This is a genomic window from Microbacterium sp. B19(2022), assembly GCF_012030385.1.
GTDB classification, from domain to species: domain Bacteria; phylum Actinomycetota; class Actinomycetes; order Actinomycetales; family Microbacteriaceae; genus Microbacterium; species Microbacterium oxydans_B.
Genome location: NZ_JAAUVO010000013.1, coordinates 102,117 through 123,961 on the forward strand (window position 1 = coordinate 102,117; position 21,845 = coordinate 123,961).

At 69.4% G+C, this 21,845-nt stretch carries 22 protein-coding genes; 16 read left to right on the forward strand and 6 right to left on the reverse strand.

The genetic code is table 11. The features are described 5' to 3' along the window. Positions 1-150 precede the first annotated feature (150 nt). The 15 genes from HCX50_RS13205 to HCX50_RS13275 all read left to right on the forward strand — a co-directional run bounded on the left by HCX50_RS13205 (position 151) and on the right by HCX50_RS13275 (position 15,788). Positions 151-1,752 carry an ABC transporter substrate-binding protein gene (locus HCX50_RS13205; RefSeq protein WP_167634702.1) on the forward strand — a complete coding sequence of 534 codons (1,602 nt, stop codon included), beginning with the start codon at positions 151-153 and terminating at the stop codon, positions 1,750-1,752. 19 nt (positions 1,753-1,771) lie between these two features. Then, on the forward strand, positions 1,772-2,782 hold the full coding sequence (locus HCX50_RS13210; protein WP_091029779.1) for an ABC transporter permease: 1,011 nt from the start codon (positions 1,772-1,774) through the stop codon (positions 2,780-2,782). Further along, the gene (locus HCX50_RS13215) at positions 2,782-4,674 is read left to right on the forward strand and encodes a dipeptide/oligopeptide/nickel ABC transporter permease/ATP-binding protein (protein ID WP_105712309.1); all 1,893 of its coding nucleotides are present in this window, start codon (positions 2,782-2,784) and stop codon (positions 4,672-4,674) included. The genes HCX50_RS13210 and HCX50_RS13215 overlap by 1 nt, the downstream gene beginning before the upstream one ends. Continuing rightward, a complete protein-coding gene (locus HCX50_RS13220) occupies positions 4,671-5,465 on the forward strand; it encodes an ABC transporter ATP-binding protein (protein WP_167634703.1) in 795 nt (264 codons plus the stop codon). The genes HCX50_RS13215 and HCX50_RS13220 overlap by 4 nt, the downstream gene beginning before the upstream one ends. Beyond that, a complete protein-coding gene (locus HCX50_RS13225; protein ID WP_167634704.1) occupies positions 5,462-6,550 on the forward strand; it encodes an aminotransferase class V-fold PLP-dependent enzyme in 1,089 nt (362 codons plus the stop codon). Before HCX50_RS13220 ends, HCX50_RS13225 begins: the two co-directional genes overlap by 4 nt. After that, positions 6,547-6,936, forward strand: coding sequence for a RidA family protein (locus tag HCX50_RS13230; protein WP_091029766.1), 390 nt, complete (start codon positions 6,547-6,549; stop codon positions 6,934-6,936). Before HCX50_RS13225 ends, HCX50_RS13230 begins: the two co-directional genes overlap by 4 nt. A 2-nt stretch (positions 6,937-6,938) precedes the next feature. Next, on the forward strand, positions 6,939-8,543 hold the full coding sequence (locus HCX50_RS13235) for a hypothetical protein (protein ID WP_167634705.1): 1,605 nt from the start codon (positions 6,939-6,941) through the stop codon (positions 8,541-8,543). Continuing rightward, the gene (locus HCX50_RS13240) at positions 8,540-10,144 is read left to right on the forward strand and encodes a hypothetical protein (protein ID WP_167634706.1); all 1,605 of its coding nucleotides are present in this window, start codon (positions 8,540-8,542) and stop codon (positions 10,142-10,144) included. Before HCX50_RS13235 ends, HCX50_RS13240 begins: the two co-directional genes overlap by 4 nt. Continuing rightward, a complete protein-coding gene (locus HCX50_RS13245) occupies positions 10,141-11,520 on the forward strand; it encodes a S10 family serine carboxypeptidase-like protein (RefSeq protein WP_167634707.1) in 1,380 nt (459 codons plus the stop codon). The genes HCX50_RS13240 and HCX50_RS13245 overlap by 4 nt, the downstream gene beginning before the upstream one ends. Next, the gene (locus HCX50_RS13250; RefSeq protein ID WP_167634708.1) at positions 11,517-13,451 is read left to right on the forward strand and encodes an amidohydrolase family protein; all 1,935 of its coding nucleotides are present in this window, start codon (positions 11,517-11,519) and stop codon (positions 13,449-13,451) included. Before HCX50_RS13245 ends, HCX50_RS13250 begins: the two co-directional genes overlap by 4 nt. 50 nt (positions 13,452-13,501) lie before the next feature. Then, a complete protein-coding gene (locus HCX50_RS13255) occupies positions 13,502-13,840 on the forward strand; it encodes an ArsR/SmtB family transcription factor (RefSeq protein WP_167634709.1) in 339 nt (112 codons plus the stop codon). Between the two features lies 1 nt (position 13,841). After that, entirely contained in the window at positions 13,842-14,486 is a 645-nt protein-coding gene (locus HCX50_RS13260) for a dihydrofolate reductase family protein (protein ID WP_167634710.1), read from the forward strand. Positions 14,487-14,495: 9 nt separating this feature from the next. Beyond that, a complete protein-coding gene (locus HCX50_RS13265) occupies positions 14,496-14,957 on the forward strand; it encodes an SRPBCC domain-containing protein (RefSeq protein WP_167634711.1) in 462 nt (153 codons plus the stop codon). Between the two features lie 70 nt (positions 14,958-15,027). Further along, complete coding sequence (locus HCX50_RS13270; protein WP_167634712.1) at positions 15,028-15,486, forward strand: prevent-host-death protein; 459 nt, start codon at positions 15,028-15,030, stop codon at positions 15,484-15,486. A gap of 2 nt (positions 15,487-15,488) precedes the next feature. Next, a complete protein-coding gene (locus HCX50_RS13275) occupies positions 15,489-15,788 on the forward strand; it encodes a hypothetical protein (protein ID WP_237682494.1) in 300 nt (99 codons plus the stop codon). A gap of 109 nt (positions 15,789-15,897) precedes the next feature. On the opposite strand, the gene HCX50_RS13280 is transcribed toward HCX50_RS13275, so the two are convergent. Beyond that, positions 15,898-17,598, reverse strand: coding sequence for a long-chain-fatty-acid--CoA ligase (locus HCX50_RS13280; RefSeq protein ID WP_167634713.1), 1,701 nt, complete (start codon positions 17,596-17,598; stop codon positions 15,898-15,900). A 52-nt stretch (positions 17,599-17,650) separates the two neighbouring features. Continuing rightward, a complete protein-coding gene (locus HCX50_RS13285; RefSeq protein WP_029262379.1) occupies positions 17,651-18,046 on the reverse strand; it encodes a hypothetical protein in 396 nt (131 codons plus the stop codon). A 137-nt stretch (positions 18,047-18,183) separates the two neighbouring features. On the opposite strand from HCX50_RS13285, the gene HCX50_RS13290 reads away from it, so the two are divergent. Beyond that, a complete protein-coding gene (locus HCX50_RS13290; RefSeq protein WP_167634714.1) occupies positions 18,184-19,563 on the forward strand; it encodes a serine/threonine-protein kinase in 1,380 nt (459 codons plus the stop codon). Positions 19,564-19,572: 9 nt separating this feature from the next. On the opposite strand, the gene HCX50_RS13295 is transcribed toward HCX50_RS13290, so the two are convergent. The 4 genes from HCX50_RS13295 to HCX50_RS13310 form a co-directional block, all read right to left on the reverse strand. Then, the gene (locus tag HCX50_RS13295) at positions 19,573-20,634 is read right to left on the reverse strand and encodes a hypothetical protein (protein ID WP_167634715.1); all 1,062 of its coding nucleotides are present in this window, start codon (positions 20,632-20,634) and stop codon (positions 19,573-19,575) included. A 92-nt stretch (positions 20,635-20,726) separates the two neighbouring features. Beyond that, positions 20,727-20,930 carry a hypothetical protein gene (locus tag HCX50_RS13300; protein WP_167634716.1) on the reverse strand — a complete coding sequence of 68 codons (204 nt, stop codon included), beginning with the start codon at positions 20,928-20,930 and terminating at the stop codon, positions 20,727-20,729. 60 nt (positions 20,931-20,990) lie between these two features. After that, on the reverse strand, positions 20,991-21,128 hold the full coding sequence (locus HCX50_RS13305) for a hypothetical protein (protein WP_167634717.1): 138 nt from the start codon (positions 21,126-21,128) through the stop codon (positions 20,991-20,993). A 141-nt stretch (positions 21,129-21,269) separates the two neighbouring features. Continuing rightward, complete coding sequence (locus tag HCX50_RS13310) at positions 21,270-21,545, reverse strand: hypothetical protein (RefSeq protein ID WP_237682495.1); 276 nt, start codon at positions 21,543-21,545, stop codon at positions 21,270-21,272. Positions 21,546-21,845 lie beyond the last annotated feature (300 nt).

Genomic DNA, 21,845 nt, shown 5'->3' on the forward strand with positions numbered 1-21,845 from the left:
AGGTCTGCTCTTTCCCGGAATCACGCGGTATTCGGCCCAGTTATCACCGCCGTAACACAGTTGTTACATGAACGTTCTTCGTCATGGTGTTGAATAGCGCCCAACAAACTGTCGAAGGCGACGACGCTCGCCCCGAACCCTGGAGGACCCTTGCGCACTACCCCGAAGTCCCCGCGCCTCGTCCCCGCTGCGGTGGGGGCCGGCCTGGCCCTGGCAATGGCGCTCACCGCGTGCACCCCCGCCATCCCCGGCGAATCCGGCGGAGGTGGTGACAGCTCGAAGCTCACCATGCTGCTTCCGGACACGGTCAACAGCATCGACCCGGCGCTCGCCTTCAGCACCGGCGGACGCCAGGCCACCTGGCTCATCTACGAGGCACTCGTCCGGGAAGACCCGAAGACCGGCGAGGCCATTCCCGGACTCGCGGAGTCGTGGGACTTCACGCCGATGTCCGCGTCCTTCGTCATCAAGGAGGGCGCGATGTGCGCCGACGGCAGCGAGATCACCGCCGGCACCGTCGCCCGCAACTTCGAGCGGTGGAAGGACCCGGAGACCAACGCCCCGCTCGTGAACAACTTCTTCGGCTCCTCCGACTTCACCGTCGAGTACGACGACACCGCCCGCACGGTCGACGTCGCCCTCACGGTCGGCATGCCGTTCTTGGGTGCGGAGCCCTCGTTCACCCAGCTGGGGATCGTGTGCGACTCGGCGCTGGAAGACCCGTCGGTGCTCGCCACGGGCTCCGACGGCACCGGCCCCTACGTCGTCGACGAGTTCGTCACTGGCTCGCACATCACCCTCACCCGCAACGACGACTACGCCTGGGGCCCGGAGGGGTTCTCGGTCAAGGACCTCCCGAAGACCGTCAACCTGAACATCGTCGAAGACCTCAACACCCAGGTGAACCTGCTCCTGGGCGGTGACGCCGACACCGCGCTGCTGCAGGTCGATCAGCTCGCGCGGCTGGAGGGCGAGTCGGGCTTCACCGAGCAGGTGGCCGACACCGGCGTCACGATGATGATGTTCAACGAGCGCGACGGCTACCCGACGCAGGACGAAGCCGTGCGTCGTGCGCTCGCCCAGGCCCTCGACTTCGAGGAGCTCACCCAGGTGCAGACCCAGGGGCTCGGCTACGTGGCCGACTTCCTGCGCGCACCCTCGAACATCTGCGTCGACCAGAAGGCGATCGCCGACGTCATCCCCACCGGCGGCATCGAGGCGGCATCCGCCACGCTCGAGGAGGCCGGCTACGCGAAGGGCGACGACGGGATCTACGCCAAGGACGGCGTCCCGCTGAGCGTGCAGCTGCTGCAGATGGAGTTCACCTCCGCCGCGTCCGAGCTCGTCTCCAGCGCCTGGAAGGACCTCGGCGTGAAGGTCGAGCTCGACAACCGCGGACCGGCTCAGGCCGTCGACGTGCTGTACTCCGGCACCGGATGGAGCGTCAGCTTCGTCTCCATGGGCGCGTCGCAGCCCACCGGCTTCCGTCCGTTCTTCGTCGGCCCGGCGGCTCCCGAGGGCCCGAACTTCGGTGCGATCAACAACCCCGTCTACGCCCAGAAGCAGGGCGAGGCGTCGCAGATCGGCGGACTGGACTCCTGCCCGCTCTGGATCGAGGCCGAGGCATCCGTGGTCGAGCGCGCGGACTGGGTGCCCACCATCGCCGCCGACTCCAAGTGGGTGCTCGGGGAGGGCGTGAGCTTCTTCTCGAAGGGCGCCTTCGTCGACCCGCTCACCCTCCGCAAGAACTGATCGCAGGACAGACCGCGTGATGACCAGCACCGTCACCACCCCCTCCCGGGAGGACTCCGACGAGTCCTCCCGGAAGGGGGCGCGATCGCCGTGGGTGGGCTTCATCGTCCGACGCACCGGATCGCTGATCCTGAGCCTCTGGCTGATCGCCACCCTCATCTTCTTCCTCTCCCGCGCCATCGGCGGGGATGCCGTCCGCGCCGCCGCGGGCGTCACCGCGACTCCGGAGTACGTCGCTGCCCGTCGCGCGGAGCTCGGCCTGGACGACCCGCTGCTGGAGCAGTACGGCCGGTTCATCGAGCGGATCGTCACCTTCGACTTCGGCGAATCGATCTCGACAGGCAACAGCGTGGCCGTCGAGATCGCCGCGCGACTGCCGTACACGGTGCAGCTCGGCCTCTACGCGTTCCTGCTGGCGATGCTCGTCTCGATCCCGCTCGGGATCTGGATGGCCGTGCGCACCGAGAACGGGCGCGGCGAGCGCACCAACGCCGCCTTCAACGCGATCTCCGGGTTCTTCGCCTCGATCCCCGACTTCCTCATCGCGATCTCCCTGGTGATGATCTTCGCGGTCGGTCTGCGCTGGCTGCCGGCCGCCGGGGGAGAGGGCGTGACCGCGTTCATCCTTCCGGTGCTCACGATGTCGCTCGGTCTCATCGCCGTGCTCAGCCGTCTGATGAAGGCCGAGACGACCCGGGTGCTGCGCGAGGACTACACGCGCACCGCCCGCGCCAACAACCTTCCTCCCCGTGTGGTGCTCTTCCGGCATGTGCTGCCCAACGTGATGACCGCCACGCTCACCTACTCGGGCATGATGCTGGCCTCGCTCATGGGCGGCGCGATCATCACCGAGACCGTGTTCGGGTGGCCGGGCATCGGCAACCTCTTCGTGAAGTCCATCGCCGTGTACGACTATCCGCTTCTGGAAGGTCTGGTGATCATCATCGCGACGTTCTCGCTCGTTGCCACCTTCATCGTCGATCTGATCCTCGCGAAGGTCGATCCCAAGTCTCTGATCCGGAGCAGCTGATGACCGAGTCCCTCACCACCACGCTCGGCACCAAGACGCCCCGACGACTGCTGCGGCGGGTGTTCCAGACGCCGGCGGGCCTGGTCGGGTTCGTCCTCGTCCTGTTCTGGGTGCTCGCCGCCCTCTTCGCCCCGTTCTTCCTCGAACCGCAGGCGAACGACTTCGACACCGCCAATCCGCTCGCCGGGCCCTCTCTCGAGCACTGGTTCGGCACCGACGCCCTGGGGCGCGACGTCTTGAGCCGTGTGCTCGTGGCGGCGCGACTGACCTTCGCGCTCACCTTCGGTGCCGTCATCATCTCGCTCGTGCTGGGCGTGTTCATCGGGGTGCTCGCCGCCGTGCTCGGCAACGGTGCCCGCCAGGTGCTGTTCCAGCTGATCGCCGCCGCGACCGCATTCCCCTCGATCATCCTGGCGCTGCTGCTGGCGACGATGCTCGGCCGCTCGGGAACCGCCGCGATGCTCGGTCTCGCGCTCGCCGGTGTGCCGTCGACCGCGCGGCTGGTGGTCAACCTCACCGCCACCGTCGCGGGCGCCGACTTCGTCGGAAGTGCGCGGCTCCTGGGCGTGCCCAAGGGACGACTGATGTGGCGCTACATCGTCCCCAACGTGGCCGAGCCGATCGTCACGCTCACCGTCGTGACCATGGGCGCGAGCCTCATGATGATGGCCGCCCTCTCGTTCCTCGGCATCGGAGTGCAGCCGCCCGAGTACGACTGGGGCGGGATGATCGCCGAGGCGATGAAGGACATCTACTCCACGCCCTGGACCACGATCGGCCCTGCCGTGGCGATCGTCTCCGCCGGGATCGGCTTCAGCCTGCTCGGCGAGAAGCTCGCGGAGCTTCTCGACCCGCGGGGCGCGGTGATGACCCCGGGCCGGATGCTGCGCCGTCTCGCCCGCGACCGCGGCCGGGGTGGAGCACCCGCCGCCGAGATCGACGACGCACCGTCGTCGCAGGCCCCGAAGGGCGAGCTGCCGCAAGACGTGGTGCTCGGTGTGCAGAACCTGCGCGTCTTCACCGGCCACGGCGACGATCGGCGCGAGCTCGTGCGCGGGATCGACCTGGTCGTCCGCCGCGGTGAGCGCGTCGGCATCGTCGGAGAGTCCGGCTCCGGGAAGAGCCTCACCATCTCGGCGCTCGCCCACATGCTCCCCGGCCTGCTCGAAGCCGAGGTCGACGCGCACACCTTCCTCGGCACGGATCTGCGCGGGCTCAGCCGTTCACGCCTCCGCCGCATCATCGGCGCGAAGATGCCGATGATCTTCCAGGACCCGATGTCGTCGCTCAACCCGTCGCTCACGGTGGGGAGGCAGATGCGCGACAAGCTCGACGCTCACACCTCGTTGCGCGGTGCTGCGGCGAAGGCGCGCATGATCGAAGCACTCGAGAACGTCGGCATCCCCGAGCCCGCGCGGCGCCTTCGGCAGCATCCGCACGAACTGTCGGGCGGCCAGCGTCAGCGCGTCATGATCGCGATGGCCACGCTCGGCGATCCGCAGGTGATCCTCGCCGACGAGCCGACGACCGCGCTCGACGTGTCTGTGCAGGCGCAGGTTATCGACCTGCTGAAGAAGCTCAACGAAGAAGACGGGACGGCGCTGGTGATGGTCTCGCACGACCTGGCGCTGATCAGCCAGGTCTGCGAACGCGTGATCGTCATGTACGACGGTCGGATCGTCGAGGAGGGGCCCATGGCCGAGGTGATCGGTGACCCGCAGCATCCGTACACGAGGGCGCTGCTCGGCGCGGTACCCGATCTCTCGGGCGGCACCGCGCACGAGCTGACCACGATCGACGACTACTCGTGGAACACGGATGCCTACCGCGCCGCGCATCCGGTGCCCCGGCACACGGACTCCGCAGCGAGCGTCGCAGGAGGTGCACGATGAGCGGTCAGCTGATCGGCTCGGACATCCATGTCGTCTACGGGCGCGGGTCTACTCGGGTGCACGCCGTGCGCGGGGTGAGCGTCGCGGTCTCGACCGAGCGCTCGCTGGGCCTGGCCGGAGAATCCGGATCGGGCAAGTCGACGCTCGCCCGCGCCCTCGTGGGCATGAGCCGGCCCACCGACGGGCGCGTGGAATGGAACGGCGCCCGATTGGAGACGCTGCCCGCGCGCGGCGTGGGATCTCGTCCTCGCATCGTGCAGATGGTGTTCCAGGACCCGATGTCGTCGCTGAACCCGCGCATGACCGTGGGCGATGCGATCCGCGAGGCGCTGCAGGTCAACGACATCCCGGGAGACCACCGCACGGAGACGGTCCGGCTGCTGAACATCGTCGGTCTGAGTGCGACCGACGTCGAGAAGTATCCGTTCCAGTTCTCCGGCGGGCAGCGTCAACGCGTGGCGATCGCCCGTGCGCTGGCCGTGCGACCCGAGGTGCTCGTCTGCGACGAGGCCACGAGCGCTCTCGACGTGAGCGTGCAGGCGTCGGTGCTGAACCTCCTCCGTGACATCCGCCGCGAGTCCGGGCTCGCGCTCGCCGTGGTGTCGCACAACCTCGATGTGCTGCGCTACCTCTGCGACGACATCGCCGTCATGCGGCAGGGCGTCGTCGTGGAGAACCGGCCGGCGGAGGACCTGTTCCGCGACCCGCACGATCCCTACACGCGGATGCTGCTCGACGCCGTGCCCCGGTTCTCGGTGACGCCGGGGATCGCCAGGGGGAGTGCCGCATGATCGACGAACGCGCCATCGCCGACCACTTCCCGCATCGTCCGCGCGGGTACTTCGATCACGCGGCGGTGAGCACCGTCCCGGTCGAGGTGGAGTCGGCCGTCGCCGGAGTCGCGCGCGCTCTCGGTCGCGGGACGCGCGGTTCGTCGGACTGGCATGAGCTCACGGATGACGTGTCGGTGCTGCTGGCGGATGAGCTCGGGGTCGCGGCGACCGCGGTCTCGGTGCTGGCGAACACCGGCACGGCGATCAACTCCGTGGCCCGCGCGATCCCCTTCGTCGGTGGAGACGAGGTCATCGTGCTCGCCGATGACTTCCCGAGCCCGCGGATGCCGTGGCACACGATCCCCGGGCTCTCCGTCCAGGAGGTCGCCACCACCGCGCACGCCGACCGCACGACGGCGCTCATCGCGGCGATCAGCCCGGGCACGCGGGCGGTCTCGGTGACGCACGTGCACGCGACGACGGGTGATGTTCTCGACCTTGCTCGGCTGCACGACGCGTGCGTGTCTGCGGACGCGCTCCTGATCGTGGACGGGGCGCAGGCGGCCGGGCTCTTCCCCGGTGCCGCTCGCCACGCCGACGTCTACGTCGCCGCGTCGTACAAGTGGCTGCTGGCCGGATTCGGCGCCGCCGTGGTCGCGACCGGCGAGCGCTTCGACGACCGCGCGGTCCCGGGGCTCATCGGCTACATGAACGAGCCGCCCTCGCCGCGACTGGCCGTCGGCCACAGCAACCTGTTCGGCATGGCCGCGCTGCAGGCCGCGGCCCGCGTGCGGCAGGGGATCGGGCTCGAGGCCATCCGCGCGCACACCCTCTCGCTCACCCGGCGCATCGCCGACGGAGCAGCCGACCTCGGCCTGCCACCCGCCGCGGCCGAGCCCGCATCGGGCATCGTCAGCCTCACGGTGGCGGACGCCCCGACACTGACCGACCGGCTGAAAGACCGCGGAATCACCACGACCGTCCGGGACGGCGCCCTGCGCGTCTCGCCGTACCTGACGACGACCCACGACGACGTCGACCTGCTGCTGTCTGCGCTGACAGAGCTCGCGCCGGCACACCATCCCCATGGAGGACACTCATGACCACGCGCGCCACCCTCGTGCCGCAGCCCAAAGGCCCCTACGCCACGACCAGGCGGGTCGGCGACGTGCTCTACCTGTCGGGCCAGGGATCGATCGACGTGGCAACGGGCGACGCCGTGCTCGACGACATCGGCGCGCAGACCCGCCGCACGCTCGAGAACGTCGAGGCGCTGCTGCACTCGGAGGGATTCGCCCTCGAAGACCTGGCGCAGATCGTGTGCTTCCTCACCGACATGGACGAGTGGCCGGCCATGAACGAGGCGTATGCGGCGTACCTGAGCGATCGCGCCCACCCGGTGCGCACGGCGGTGGAGGTCTCCCGGCTGCCGTTCGGGATCAGCGTCGAGATGTCGTGCATCGCGCATCGACCGGCAGCTCGGGGATGAGCATGCCGCGGTTCGAGCTCGACCTCCGGCCCGTCGCGGACGGCGATGTGTGGACGGCGTTCGACGTGCACTACCTCGTCGACCTGCCCGCGGTGGGGGAGGGCGAGACGCTGCTCAGCATCCCGGAGGTCGTCGTCTCGATTCCGGCGACGCCCTACCGCACGGAGGATCTCGCCGTCTCCGACGACGCGGGGCCGCTGGTGCTCACGGAAGCCGAGCCCACGTCGGATTCCTCCGGTGTCTACCGTCACTGGGTCGCGGATCGCACGACGGAAGGCCGCGTCGAGGTCGCCTTCCGGGCGCCCGTGCGACCCCACGACGAACTCACTCCGGTGGGGCCGCTGTTCGACCTCCGGGCCGAAGAGCTCGGACTGTTCGGCGCCGGCCTGAACTTCCTGGTGCTTCCCGGCGACGTCTCCACCCCCGACGGCCCCGTCTTCGACTTCTCGCTCCGTTGGCTCCTGGACGAGGGCGTCCAGGCGGTGTCGAGCTACGGCACCGGCGATCGCTCGTGGAGCGGGCCGCTGCAGTCGGTCGCGTTCTGCTACTACGCCGCCGGCACCCCGCACCGCACTCCGGAGGGGTCAGCGGACTTCGGCATCCACTCCTACAACGACACCCCGTTCGACCTGGACGAGATCGGCGAGTACGTCGCGAGGCTGCACACCGAGTTCACCCGGTTCTTCGAGGACGAGGGGTCGAGCTACCACGTGCTCATCCGCAAGAACCTCGGGCAGGGGACGGGCGGTTCGGCGTTCCCCGGGTCCTTCGCGTTCGCGTTCTCAGCGGTCGGCGAGACCGAGACGGACCAGCTGCGGAGTCTCCTCGCGCACGAGATGGCGCACAACTGGCCCACCCTGAACGACCACCACTCGACGATCTCCTGGTACACCGAGGGCACCGCCGAGTACTACTCGCACGTGCTGCCGCACCGCAGCGGCATGCTCTCGACTACGGCGCTCACGGAGCAGCTCACCGACAGGTTCCAGCAGTACGACACCAACGCCCTGCGAGGGCTCGACAACGACGCGGCCTCCGCCGCGTACTGGGCCGATCCTCGCGCGCAGCGCATCCCCTACTGGCGCGGTCTCCGCTACCTGATCGCGACAGACGGCCGGATCCGGCAGGCCACGGACGGCGAGAAGACGCTCGACGACGTCGTGCTCGACATCCTGCGCGCGCAGCGTGCCGGCGAGCAGGTCGGAGCTGCGGGATGGGTCGAGCGGGTGGCGGTGTTCACGGGGGCTGACGCGCAGCGCGACTTCGACGCCATGGCCGCCGGGACCCCCATCCCGCTTCCGGATGTTCCGTTCGAGGGGATGCGAGCGGTCCCGGCGACGGCTGCCGAGTACGACCTCGGCTTCGACGTCGCCTCCTTCCGCAGCGACGGGCGGCGCGTGCAGGGTCTGCGTCCCGATTCCGCGGCCGCCCGCGCCGGGGTGCGCGACGGGGATGCACTGGTCGATCTCGCACTGCCGTACCACGCATCCCGCTACAGCGACCGGCCGCTGTCGCTGCACGTCGTGCGCGACGGCGAGCCGCTCGACTTCGACTATCTGCCGGCCGGCGACCAGGTCGCCACCGTGCGCTGGGAGGCGCTCTCATGACTCTGCCCGTGTTCGATCTCGAGCTCACCCCGTTCCGCAGCGCGGAGGGATGGGCGGGCATCGACGCCCGCTATCGCGCCGAGTTCGGCCCCGTCGCCGCGGGGGAGGTGCTGCTCCGGCTCCCTGCCGTGATCGCCTCCGTCCCCGGCGCGGTCTACCGGGTGGAAGACATCCGGGTGAGCGATTCCGCCGGCGCCGTCCCGCTTACGGAGGTCGAGGGCACGTCGGATCCCATGAGCACCTATCGGCACTTCCTCGCCGACCGCGACGTCGACGGCGTCGTGGAGGTCGCGGTGCGGGCCCCCGTGCGCGATGTGGATCTGCGCACACCGGTCGGGCCGCTGTTCGACCTGCGCCGCGAGCAGCTCGGACTGTTCGGCGCCGGCTGCACCTTCCTTCCCGTGCCGCTCAGTGCGGAGAGCGAGTTCGACTTCTCGCTGACCTGGAACCTCGACAAGGGGGTGACCGCGGTCTCGAGCCACGGCGCCGGCGATGAGGTGCGGCGCTGGTCGGGCGACATCGCATCGATCGAGCACTGCCTGTTCGGCGCCGGGACCCCGATCATCGCCCCGGAGGGAGCGACGAACTTCGGCATCCACGCCTACAGCGACGTGCCCTTCGACCTCGACGGCCTCAGCAGCTACCTGCGAGACATCCACACCACGATGAGCGCGTTCTTCGAAGAGGAGAATCCGCAGTATCACGTGCTCGTGCGCCGCAACCCCGACAAGGGCTCCGGCGGCACGTCCTTCCCGTCATCGTTCGCGTTCGGCTACTCGCCGACGACCGAGGTCGACGAGGCGGATCTGCGCACCCTGCTCGCGCACGAGATGGTGCACAACTGGCCGCACCTCGACGAGGACTGGACCGTCGGATCCTGGTACAGCGAGGGGACGGCCGAGTTCTATTCGCTGGTGCTGCCCTGGCGAGCAGGGATACTCGACTCCGCGACCTTCGCCGAGCAGCTCACCGACATGTACCGCCGGTACGACGCGAACCCGCGACGGCACCTGAGCTACGCGGCCGCGGCCGATCTGTTCTGGGCGGATCTGCGGGCGCAGACCATCCCCTATGGGCGCGGCATCCAGTACCTCGTGGCCGTCGATGCCCGCCTGCGGGCGGAGTCGGCCGGAGAGGTCTCGCTCGACGACATCGTCATCGACATCCAGCGGGCGCAGCGTCGCGGCGAGAAGGTGCTCGTGGAGGGCTGGCTGCAGCGGATCGAGAAGATCATCGGCGAGCGGGCGCGAACCGACTACGACGCGATGGTGGCCGGCGAACCGATCGAACGACCGACGGAGCTTTTCCAGGGAGTGCTTCGCCCGGTTCCCGTTGTCGCCCCCGAGCATGACCTCGGCTTCGACATCGTGTCGTTCCAGGAGCCGCGGCGCATCACCGGTCTGGTCGCGGGGTCTGCGGCCGAACGCGCGGGACTCCGCGACGGCGACGAACTCGTCACGCGTCGCTTCTCGTACAGCGCGGCGCGGGATGGGTCCACCCCGCTCGACATCGTCATCGCGTGCGACGGCGAGGAGGTGACCGTGCGCTACGAGCCCCGAGGCGGCGACATCCGCACCACCGACTGGGTGGTGGACGGGTGAGGTCGATCGAGGGGCGCGTATCGCTCGGCGCAGATCTCGGCGAAGGCGTCGCACGGTGGAGCGAACTGGTCCTCCTCGGGCCCGACGGGGAACCGGATGCCACCATCAGTGCGACGAGCTACGTCCGGCACTCGGACACGGAGCGCCCTGTCGCCTTCCTGTGGAACGGCGGCCCCGGCGCCTCGTCGTCTCCGCTGCACATGAACGCCCTGGGCCCGCGCATCCTCCGCTCCGGTGAGGTCGTCGAGAACGCCGTTTCGCTGCTCGACGCGGCCGACCTCGTCTTCGTCGATCCGGTCGGCACCGGATTCAGCAGGATGCTCCGGGATGAGGCTGCTGTGCGGATGCTCACGGTGCCCGGCGACGCGGATGCCGTGGAGACCTTCATCCGCGCCTGGCTCCGCGCGAACGACCGGGAGCACGCCTCGATCCATCTGATCGGCGAGAGCTTCGGCGGCTACCGGCTCGCCGCCGTCGCCCCGCAGCTGACGGATCTGCGGTTGGACAGCATCACCCTCATCTCGCCGATGCTCGACGCCACGACGGCCGCCGAGGCACCCGAGAACGACCTCGCCGCCGTGTTCGCGCTGCCGACGATGGCGGTGGCGGCCTGGTTCCACGGTGCCGCTCGTCCGGGCGGGGATGACGTGGCGCAGGTCTGGGCCGAGGTGGAGCGCTTCGCCGTCGACGAGGTGCTCCCGGCGCTGCACCGGGGCGCGGCCCTCGAGCCCGAAACCCGCATCCGCCTCGCCGCACGGATCGCCGAGCTCGTGGGCCTCTCGCCGGAGGCCGTGCTCGCCGCCGACCTGCGAGTGGGCAGCGAGGATTTCCTCCGCAGCCTGCGCGGCGACGAGGGACTCGTCGTCGGGCGGCTGGACGTGCGCGTGACCGGCCCGCTGCCCGAGCCCCATCCCGACGGACGCCCTCCGGCAGCCGATGACCCGGCTCTCGGTCTCGGCCGCGGCAACGTTATCCACTCCGCGCCCATCGCCCGGTACCTCCGCGACGAGCTGGGCGCACCCGTCGATGCGGACGAGCCCTACGTGTCGCTCTCCCTCGATCTGAACTTCGCCTGGGACTGGCGTCCGGCAGAGGCCATGCCGCCCATCTTCCGCACTTCGGTGGCGACGAACCTCGGCGAGGTCGCGAAGGAGCGGCCTGACCTGCGCATCCTCCTGCTCGGGGGCTACTTCGACCTCGCCACCACACTGTCCAGCACGATCCACGCGGTGCGGCACTCCGGGGTGCCGGCATCCGCCGTCGAGATCCATCCGCTGATCGCCGGGCACTCCCTCGATGAGACGGTTCTCGTCGAAGCCCGCGACGCGATCGGCCGAACCATCACCCACACCTCGAAAGCAGGGACCCGCCGATGACGGTGCAACTGATCCTCGTGTCCAACGGCGAGCCTGTCGGATCACTCTCGGCCGACACCGATCCGGACGGCCTCACCCGCATCGTCTACGAGGTCGACAACAACGGCCGCGGTGCGAGACTCGCTGAGACACTCCGGCTCGATGCCGGTCTGCCGGTGCGGTGGGAGATCGACGGCACGTCGCTCATGGGCGGCACGGTGCACGAGAGGTTCGCGATCGACCCCGACGGGGCGGCGCGCTGGAGCAGCCAGGCCGACGAGGGCACCACCACGGCGGAGGGCTTCTACCTTCCCGCCGACGCCAGTCCCTACGGCCTGGTGCTGCTGGTCGAGCGCGCCCTCGCCACCGGAAGGCCTGTTCCACTGCTCCCAGCCGGGGAGGTCGCCGTCGTCCCGGTGCCGCTCGGTGAAGTCGGCGGCCGTGACGTCGAGGCCTTCGCACTCACGGGTGTGCAGCTGCGGCCGCAGTACGTGCTGCGAGACCGCGCCACCCGTGACCTGGTCGGCATCTCCGACGGCGAGCTGCTGCTCCACCCGGATCTCGTCGCTGCGGCAGCCGAGATCGATGCGGCGCTGCAGCGAGCGACCAGACGCCGCTTCGCCGCGCTCTCTCGCGAGGCCACGATGCACCATGGCGGGACGCTCGTCGTGCGCGACGTGCGCATCTTCGACCCGGTGAGCGGGCAGGTCGGCGATCCGCAGACCATCGTGGTCGACGGGCGACGCATCACCGGGATCGGCCCCGACATCGCGGTTCCCGACGGCGCCACGATCATCGACGGGGCCGGTCGCACCGCCATCCCCGGCCTGCACGACATGCACGCGCACCTCGACACGTCATCCGCTCTGCTGTACATCGCCGCCGGAGTCACGAACGTCCGCGACATGGGCAACGACAACGACGCGCTCGCCGCGCTGATGGCCGCCATCGAAACGGGGGAGGTGCGCGGGCCTTCCGCCGTGCCCGCCGGCTTCATCGAGGGCCGGAGCGCACACGCGATGCGGATGGGCCACGTCGTCGAGAGTCTGGACGAGGCGCTCGCAGCCGTCGACTGGTATGCCGACCGCGGGTTCCACGCGATCAAGATCTACAACTCCTTCACGCCCGACTGGGTCGCCGAGACCGCCGCGCGCGCCCACGACCGGGGGATGCGGGTGCAGGGCCACGTGCCGGCGTTCATGGATGCCGATCGGGCCATCGCCGACGGGTACGACGAGATCACGCACCTCAACCAGCTCGCGCTCGGCTGGGTGCTGGAGCCGGAGGAGGACACCCGCACCCCACTGCGGCTCACGGCGCTCACCCGGGTCGCCGACCTCGACCTCGACTCCGAGCGAGTGCAGCGCACCATGGCCTCGATGGTCGACGGGGGCGTCAGCCTCGACGTGACCCTGGTCATCCTCGAGCAGCTGATGCTGAGCAGGGCGCGCACCGTGATCCCCGCTCACGAGCCGGTCATCGAGCACTTCCCGGCCGGCGTCCGCCGCTACCGCCGACGTACCTACGTGCCCTACCGGGACCAGGCCGAACTCGACAGCTACGAGACGGCGTTCCGGCGCCTTCAGGAGATCGTGGTCCGGCTGCACCAGAAGGGCGTGAAGCTGTGGCCGGGAACGGATGACGGCACCGGCGTCACCGTGCACCGCGAACTGGAGCTCTTCGTCGATGCCGGCATCAGCCCGGTCGACACGCTCCGCATCGCCACGATCGGATGCGCCGAGCACCTGCATCGCGCCGAAGACCGGGGCACGATCGAGGTGGGCAAGGCCGCCGACTTCATCCTCGTCGACGGCGACCCGACGCGGTCGATCAGGGACATCCGCAACGTGGCCCTCACCGTGGCCGAGGGGCGGGCCGTGAGCCCGGCGCGGATCTACCGCGGCTTCGGGATGATGCCGTTCGCCGCGGAGCCGGGCGTGACGACCGGATAGTTTCAACCGCCTGGTTGACGCGATGTCGATCCTTCGTGATACTTAGGTGCATGCCTAAGTATCACGAAGAGATCGATGCCGTGTTCCGCGCTCTCGCGGACCCCACGCGTCGCGCCATCGTGGAACGGCTGGCGAAATCTCCCGCTGTCGTCTCGGATCTCGCGGCGCCGTTCGCCATGGCGTTGCCGTCATTCCTGCAGCATCTGAGTGTCCTCGAGGGTGCCGGAGTCGTCACGTCGGAGAAGCTCGGGCGGGTGCGCACCGTGAGCCTTCGACCCGGCGCCCTCGACGTGCTGCACCTGTGGCTCGGCGAGCAGCGAACGCCCGCCGAGCACCACGCCGACCGGCTCGGCATCCACCTCGCTCTCACGACCCCGAAGGAGAACTGACATGACCCGCGTGCGCCTGGACCTGTTCACCTCGCTGGACGGCTACACGCCGTCGGATGCGACCCCCGAGAATCCGATGGGCGAGGACTGGGCGCGCCTCACCGCCGCCTATGCCGCCACCCGCACGTTTCGCGAGAACGTCTTCGGGGACACGAGCGGCGCGGGCACGACCGGCGTCGACGACCGTCATGCGGCCGCGTTCTTCGACGGAGTCGGCTCCGAGATCATGGGTGCCGGCATGTTCGGACTCCACTCCTTCCCCGCCGATCCGGACTGGACGGGCTGGTGGGGCGACACGCCCCCGTTCGGCACCCCGGTCTACGTCCTCACCCACACCGCACCCCGCGCGCCGCTTCCGATGAACGGCGGAACCACCTTCCACTTCCGCGACGCTCCGATCGACGAGGTGCTCGCCGAGGCGAAGGAGGCCGCCGGCGACCTCGACGTGCGCGTCGGTGGAGGGTACCGAACAGCGCGAGACTTCCTGCGCGCAGGGCTGGTCGACGACCTGCACCTCCTGGTCGCCCCGATCTTCCTCGGTCGCGGGCATCGGCTGTGGGACGATCTGGTCGGCTTCGATCTCACCCACGAGGTGACGAGCGAAGTCGCCGAGAGCGGCGTGATCCACGTCACTCTGACCCGATAGGAGGCGGGGATGACGCTCGAACGCCGACTCGCGCGCTCCGGATTCACCCTCACCCGCGACTATGCGGCGCCCATCGAGCGCGTCTGGGCGGCGTTCGCCGACGAGGACAGCAAGCGGAGCTGGTGGGGTGACGCCGACCGCATCCGCACTCGGGAGTGGGTGTTCGACTTCCGGGTCGGCGGGCGCGACATCGACGAGGGCAAGTTCCACGGCGGTCCGGTCTCACGGTACGAGGCGACGTACGCCGACATCGTCGAACACGTCCGCATCGTCACGACCTACGACATGTGGCTCGACGGGGCCCACATGTCGACGTCGGTCGCGTCTTTGGAGTTCGAACCGATCGATGCCGGAACCCGCTTCACGCACACGGAGCACGGCGTGTTCTTCGACCAGTTCTGGGCGGACGGGCAGGGGCGTGAGGCCGGCACGCGCGGCCTCCTCGACGCCCTGGGCCGCCACGTCGCCTGATCGCGAGGCGCGGGGCCGATGTTCGCCGGGCATCGCAGACTTCCGAACACATTCCGAATAGAATGAACGCATGACGATCCTCAACGACCTCCGCACGACGACTCGGCGCTCGTCTGATCTCAGCAAGCACTCCGCTGACGTCTTCGCCGAGGCGGAGGACCACACGGTCCAGATCACGCGCCGAGACGGTGAGCCGCTCGTACTGATGTCGCAGCGTGAGGCCGACGCCCGCGCGGCGCTGCTGCAGTTCGCCGCCGACCTGATCACGGTCACGCTCGACGAGGAGGGCACTCTCGCGTCGCGGATGGCTGACCGCTTCCCGTGGATGCTGGCGCTCTCCGATACCGACCAGGCGACGTGCGCACGGGATCTCGTCGATGCCGCTCGCGCATCGTTCGCCACAGGACAGCCCCATCGGGCGATCGCGGAGCTCACGTCCTGGCGGGAGACGGCGACCGCGATCGCCGCAGGGCTCTCCGCTCGACCTGCGGAGTGGCTGGATCACGACGAGCTGATCGAGCGTCCCTGAGTGTGGCCAAGGACGACCTGGTCGCCAGGCCCACGAAGAAGACCGAATACACGATCCGATACGCGACCGCCGGCGCCCGCAAAGGTTGGCGAGACCTCGTCGCGACCATCCGCAACCCCATGGCCGATACATGGGACTTCCTCACGGGAAGCCCTCTTGAGGGAACCCCGACGAACTATCCCCTGCGAGGCGAGCTGCAGTTCATCCAGCGCGGCAACGCTCGTCACGAGCGCTGGCAGCACAAGCCGACCGCCCAGGGTGATGCGCGAATCGGTTCTACGTCGACGGTGGCGACGTGTTGATCGAGCAGGTGCACTCGCATCACCCGAACGCGACGAAGTAGCGAGCCACTTCTGGTGCACTCGCCCACGGCCGGAGCCGGTCCGGTGACTGACGGGTGGGTTCGACCCCTCAGCGCCCTTCGAGCAGCTCGTCGCGCACCTGGCGGCGCAGCACCTTGCCGATGAGCGACCGGGGCAGGTCATCGACGGCGGTGATGCGGCGCGGCACCTTGTAGGGCGTGAGCCGGGTGCGGCAGAAGTCGCGCAGCGCATCCACGTCGAGGGTGGCACCGTCGCGGAGCACGACCGCGGCGGCGACGTCTTCTCCGCCGTGCGGCCGGGGAAGACCGACGACGGCGGCGGCGGTGACATCCGGGTGCGCGGCGAGCACGTCTTCCACCTCGCTGGGCGACACGTTGAACCCGCCCGTGATGATGAGCTCCTTGAGGCGATCGACGATGCTCACGAACCCGTCGGCCGAGACCTCGGCGATGTCTCCGGTGCGGAGCCAGCCGTCTGCCAGCAGTGCATCCGCGGTCTCGCCCGGACGCCCCCAATAGCCCTGGAACACCTGAGGGCCTCGGATGAGGAGTTCCCCGCGCTCGCCGGCCGGCATGTCGACATCGGTGTCCTCGGGATCGACGACGCGGATCTCGGTGCTCGGGAAGGGCACGCCGACGGTGCCGGGGCGACGCGACGGCCCGATCGGGTTGCCGAGTGCCACCGGCGAACTCTCGGTCATGCCGTAGCCCTCGACGAGGAGGCCACCGGTCGCCTCCTCCCACCTCTTCACGGTCGCGACCGGAAGGCTCATCGCGCCGGAGATGGCGAAGCGGACCGTCGACAGATCGATGGTCCCGCGGGCCGCGGCGCGCGCTAGAGCGTCGTAGATGGGTGGCACGGCGGGAAGGAAGGTGGGCGGAGTCGAGCGCGCCGCCGCCGTGACGAGCCCCAGATCGAACGTGGGGAACAGAACCAGCCGCGCTCCGATGCTCATCGCGAACGTGAGGCACAGCGTCATGCCGTACGCGTGGAACAACGGCAGCACGCCGTAGAACGTCTCTTCGCCGTCGACGAGGCCGGGCACCCACGCCCGTCCCTGCATCGCGTTGGCGCGGAGGTTCGAGTGCGTGAGGATCGCACCCTTCGGAACGCCCGTCGTCCCGCTCGTGTACTGCAGCAGTGCGGTGTCGTCCAAGGCGGGCCCGGGCACGCGTCGCGAGAGCCGCCGGTGGTCGACGAGACTCTTCCAGGCGACGAGGTGCCGTGCCTTCGGTGTGCCGGTCAGCTTCGCTCGCGCCTCACGAGCCTTGGGGATCGGGAGACGGAGCGCGACGCGCTTCGACAGGGGCATCGCCGCCGTGATGTCGACGCTGACGATGTGCTCGACCCGGAGGTCGGCCGGGAAACCGGCGACCATGTCGGCGGCCTTGTCCCAGACGATGGCGACGCGGGCGCCGTGATCCTCGAACTGGTGTCGCAGCTCGCGGGGCGTGTAGAGGGGATTGTGCTCGACCACGATCGCGCCGAGTCGCAGAGTCGCATAGAAGGCCACGACGTGCTGCGGGCAGTTGGGGAGCACCAGGGCGACGCGGTCGCCCTTGCCGACCCCGAGCCGCCGCAGGCCCTCCGCGGCGCGCTCGATCTGCTCCCCGAGCTCCCGGTAGGTCGTGACCGCGCCGAAGAAGTCCAGCGCCGGACGCCGGCCGAAGGCCTTCACGCTCGCCGACAGCATCTCCGGGAGGGTCTGCGTCGGCTCATCGATGTCTGCGGGGACGCCCTCCGCGTACGAGTCGAGCCAGGGGCGTGAAGAGAGGGGAGGAACGGGCATGCCTCCATCCTGCCGCGGAATGCCGGTGCCTGTCAGGCCGGCCGCCGTCGATTCACCCCACGAACAGCAGGATGATCGAGAGCGTGACCGCCGCAGCCCCCACGCTGGCGAGGGTGACTCCGAGCACCTGCACGGCATGGAGGAGGGGCCGGCGGGGTTCGAAGCGCATCAGGCTCGGGTGGTGCTCGCTGACGAACGCATCGACTTCTTCGCGGCCCTGCCAGTGGCCGGATTCGTCCGCGCGGAGCGGGCGCTCCCAGAAGTCGCCGGCGGTGAACCAGCGGGCGCGGGCGCGGCCGTCGTCCTCGAGGATGAAGACCTCCTGCGGCACCCAGCGGCCGTCGTGCACCTTCACCAGGAAGACGATGAGGAGCAGGGGGAGACCGATCCCGAGGCCGATCCACGAGAGGATCTCGGCGATCAGTCCGATCGCATCGGCAGCATCCATGATCGGCTCCGTTCTCCTGAGAAAACAGTACCGGGGGTGCGCGCGCGCTCGTGTCAAGGCCCGGGCCTTGAGCGCGCCGAATCCGTAAGGTGGGCGGTCGCCGCCCGATACCCGACGGGCGTCAGGAGGATTCGACGATGACCGATGACTCGCTTCCTACCGAAGCGCTGCTCGATGGGCGCTACCGATTGCAGGAGTGCGTCGGACAGGGCGGGATGGCGCGCGTGTATCGCGCCGACGACATCTTTCTCGGCCGTACGGTGGCGATCAAGATGCTGCGCGACGAGATGGACGGCGCACAGCCATCCGGTCGCGCGCGCAGCGAGATGACGGTGCTCGCCTCGCTCAACCACCCCGGCCTGGTCACGCTCTACGACGCGCAGCTCGTCCTGGGACGTGCCGAGTACCTGGTGATGGAGTTCATCGATGGGCCGACCTTGTCTGCCCGCATCGCGCAGGGGCCGCTGGCACCCGCCGAGGTCGCGCGGCTCGCAGCGGACCTCGCCGAGGCGCTGCATGTCGTGCACGGCGCGGGGATCGTGCATCGTGACATCAAGCCGTCGAATGTGCTGGTGTCGCGGACTCCGCTTCCCGGCAACCGGTCGGGGGCGAAGCTCGCGGACTTCGGCATCTCCGTCCTCGTCGACGGCGCGCGGCTCACCACCCCCGGGCTCGTGATCGGAACCGCGGCGTATCTCGCCCCGGAGCAGCTGAGAGGGGAGCCGCCCGCTCCGCCCGCCGACATCTATTCGCTGGGACTCGTGCTGCTCGAGGCCCTTACCGGGACGCGCGCCTTCCCGGAGGCCGAAGGCATCGGCGCCGCGATGGCCCGGCTCATCGAGATGCCGGAGGTGCCGGCATCCCTGGGGGTCGGGTGGACCACCCTCCTGACGCGGATGCTGGCCGCGGACCCCGCCGATCGGCCACGTGCCTTGGAGGTGTTCGCCGCGTCGTCGGAACTCGTGACGGCAGCGACGGCATCGTCGCGCCCGGCGCCTCCTGCTCCGCCGCGTCCTGCCGTCCCGGCCACGGTCGCAGCGATGGCCGCAGCGCGCGCCTCGTCATCGCCGGCCACCACCCCGACACTCCTTCTTCCCGCCGGGCCGGTGAGACCGCGCGGTCTCACCGAGCGAAAGGCCGGCGGGCGTCGCCGGAGGATCATCGGCGGCGCCGTGGTCGCGGCGGTCGCCGCATCCGTCCTGACCGGGGTGTGGCTGTCGGGCATCGGCGCCGTGGATCCGGACGTGACCGACACGGTCGACACCGAGCAGTCTCCCGCGCCGACTGCGGAGCCTTCCACGACACCCGTGAACGCTCCCGACCAGCCTGCTGAGCCCGTCGTGCCCGTCGTGCCCGCCGAAGACACCGAGCCCGGCGGCGGAAAGCCGACCGACGAGCAGAAGGCCGCAGAGAAAGCGGCCAAGGACGCGGAGAAGGCTCAGCAGAAGGCCGATGAAGACGCCCGCAAGGAGGCGGACAAGGCGCAGAAAGAGGCCGAGAAGAGTCGCGAAGGATGAAGCAGCGCGCTACTCGACGATGCAGATCGAGCTCACGGTGAGGTGGATCAGGCCGTCGATGCTCGACGTGTCCCGCACGCTCATCCGCTCCACGGGGCGGCCCTCGCTGTAACGGATGTCCTCCTGCATGGCACGATCCTGCTCGTAGCCGGCTCGGTCCCAGACCGTCAGGATGTCGGCGACCGATCGGGTGTTGTCGTCGGTGCGGAAGTCGAGCTGCAGCTCGCGGCGGGTGCCGGGACTCTCGGCGCACGAAACGGACCGGATCGGCAGGGCGGCGGCGTCGATCGGAGCGCCGGATGCATCGACGGCGGTTCCGGAGGAGGCATCCAACGAGGCGGTCACGAGTTCCGTCATCTGATCATCGACGGCCGCAGCGGTCATGGGTACAGGTGCCGAGGTCACCGGAGGGCTCGGAGACCGGATCGGCTCCCTCTGCGCCTCATACCCGCAGTGCGGTGTTCTGTCCTCGAGCACGGGGACGGAGAACGACGCCGCGTAGGTGTCCAGCGGATTCGAGCCCGCGTTCGGCTGGTTGATCGCGTACGAGACGGACAGTGTGCCATCCGCCTCCGCCACGGCGTACCCGCCCATCGCGAACGGCTGGTAGGCGTTGTTCCCGGAGGTTCGTGCCACCGAGGTCGCGACGAAACCATCCTGCCGATACACCGTGCCACTCGATCCCATCAGGAACGAGCGCTCGACCACGACGTAGCCGGTGTCGCAGTCCCCCTGCAGCAGCGGAGTGACCTTCACCTCGATGGACAGCATCACGAGGAAAGCCGCAAGGGCGCCCGCTCCAGCGGCGAGCACGATGCCGATGATCTTGAGCACCAGCATCCACCGCGGCGCATCCACGCTCCACAGCCCGACGCAGAGGGCGGCGAACGCGATCAGCATCGAGCCGGTGAGCAGGCTGCGCTCGTCGAGCGGTCCGATCAGAAGAGATGCCTCGCCGGACGTCGCCACCGAGACGCCGAGCTCCCCGACCACGATCGCCGTGGCGAGGGCGAAGAACGCGCCCGCGATCCTGGCGACCGTCCGTCGACGGGAGGCAGCGGGTGGGGGCACCCCTGAAGCCTAGGGTGGGCCGAGCGCCGCACCGCCGGATACCCAGGACACTGTCGGCATCCGGTCAGCGCCGCCGGCGCCGCGCGCCGGGCTCAGCTCGTTCCGGGCGGGAGCTTGTCGACGCCGTGCCGGTTCGGCTTGCCGGGTTCGGCCGCCGTCTCGGGCGAGGCATGCGCGGGTCCGGTCGGTGGCTCGGACGTCGGGTAGCTCGGCTCTTCGATCTCGATCGCCTTGTCCCGCTCTTCGAGGGGAGGCAGGTGGTCCAGGGGCTGTTTGATGTCGTCGGGGTGTGTCATGCCCCGAGGATGCGATGCTCCGGAAGAGAACGCCAGGGGGTTGCGCACGCGCGAATCAGGTCACTCGTCCTGGTCGGCGACGTCGATGTCGGCATCGTCATCATCGTCGGTGTCGTCGTCGGTGGACGGCATGTCCGGGTCGATGCCGACGGCGTCGACGAGGGGCTGGTCATCGTGGTTCGTCTGCGGATCTGACATCAGAGGCTCCGTTCGGCTGAGGGCTGAGGCGATCAGTCTCGCCCCACCGGCCCGGGCACGCGTGCCCATTGACAGACGCGTGCACCGGGCCGGAGAATCCCCGGCCTCGGTGGTTCGGGCGCCGATCGGTGCCCGGCTCCCTCAGGCGGTGGCCAGCGGAGGCAGGTGCGGAATCGGGATCGGGCGACTCGCGCGTCGCGGCGAGTGGAACCGCTGCACGTCCTCGAGCGCATCCGCCGCAGACATGTAGTACGTCGCGAGCGGCAGGTCGCGCAGCCAGACGGCTTCGACCTCGACGGTGTCGACCTGATAGATGCAGGCGACCGTGCGGCGTGAATCATCTGCGGCGTAGCGGTGATCGAGGATCAGCCACTCGGTATCGGTGATCTTCCTGAGCTCGAATCGGGGATCGGGCATCGTGAACATCTCAACACTCCAATCGGTCGGCCGGCATCGGCTGTCGAGGAGCGCACCGCATCCGAGGATGCTGATCTCTGCATCGCGCGGTGGAACGGGCGCCCTTTCAGCCCGCCGGAATTCACGGAAATTATACGTCCGACCCGATATGTTGCTCAACTTTCAGTGAGCGTCGTTCGGGTGGGTCGCCGAGTGCACGGCGTGCCCTCGAGTGCACGGCTCGTTGACCTGGATAGCCCGTGCATTCGGCGCCAAGCCGTGCACTCGGCGGGGAGGGGAGAGGAGCGAGAGGAGGGGGAG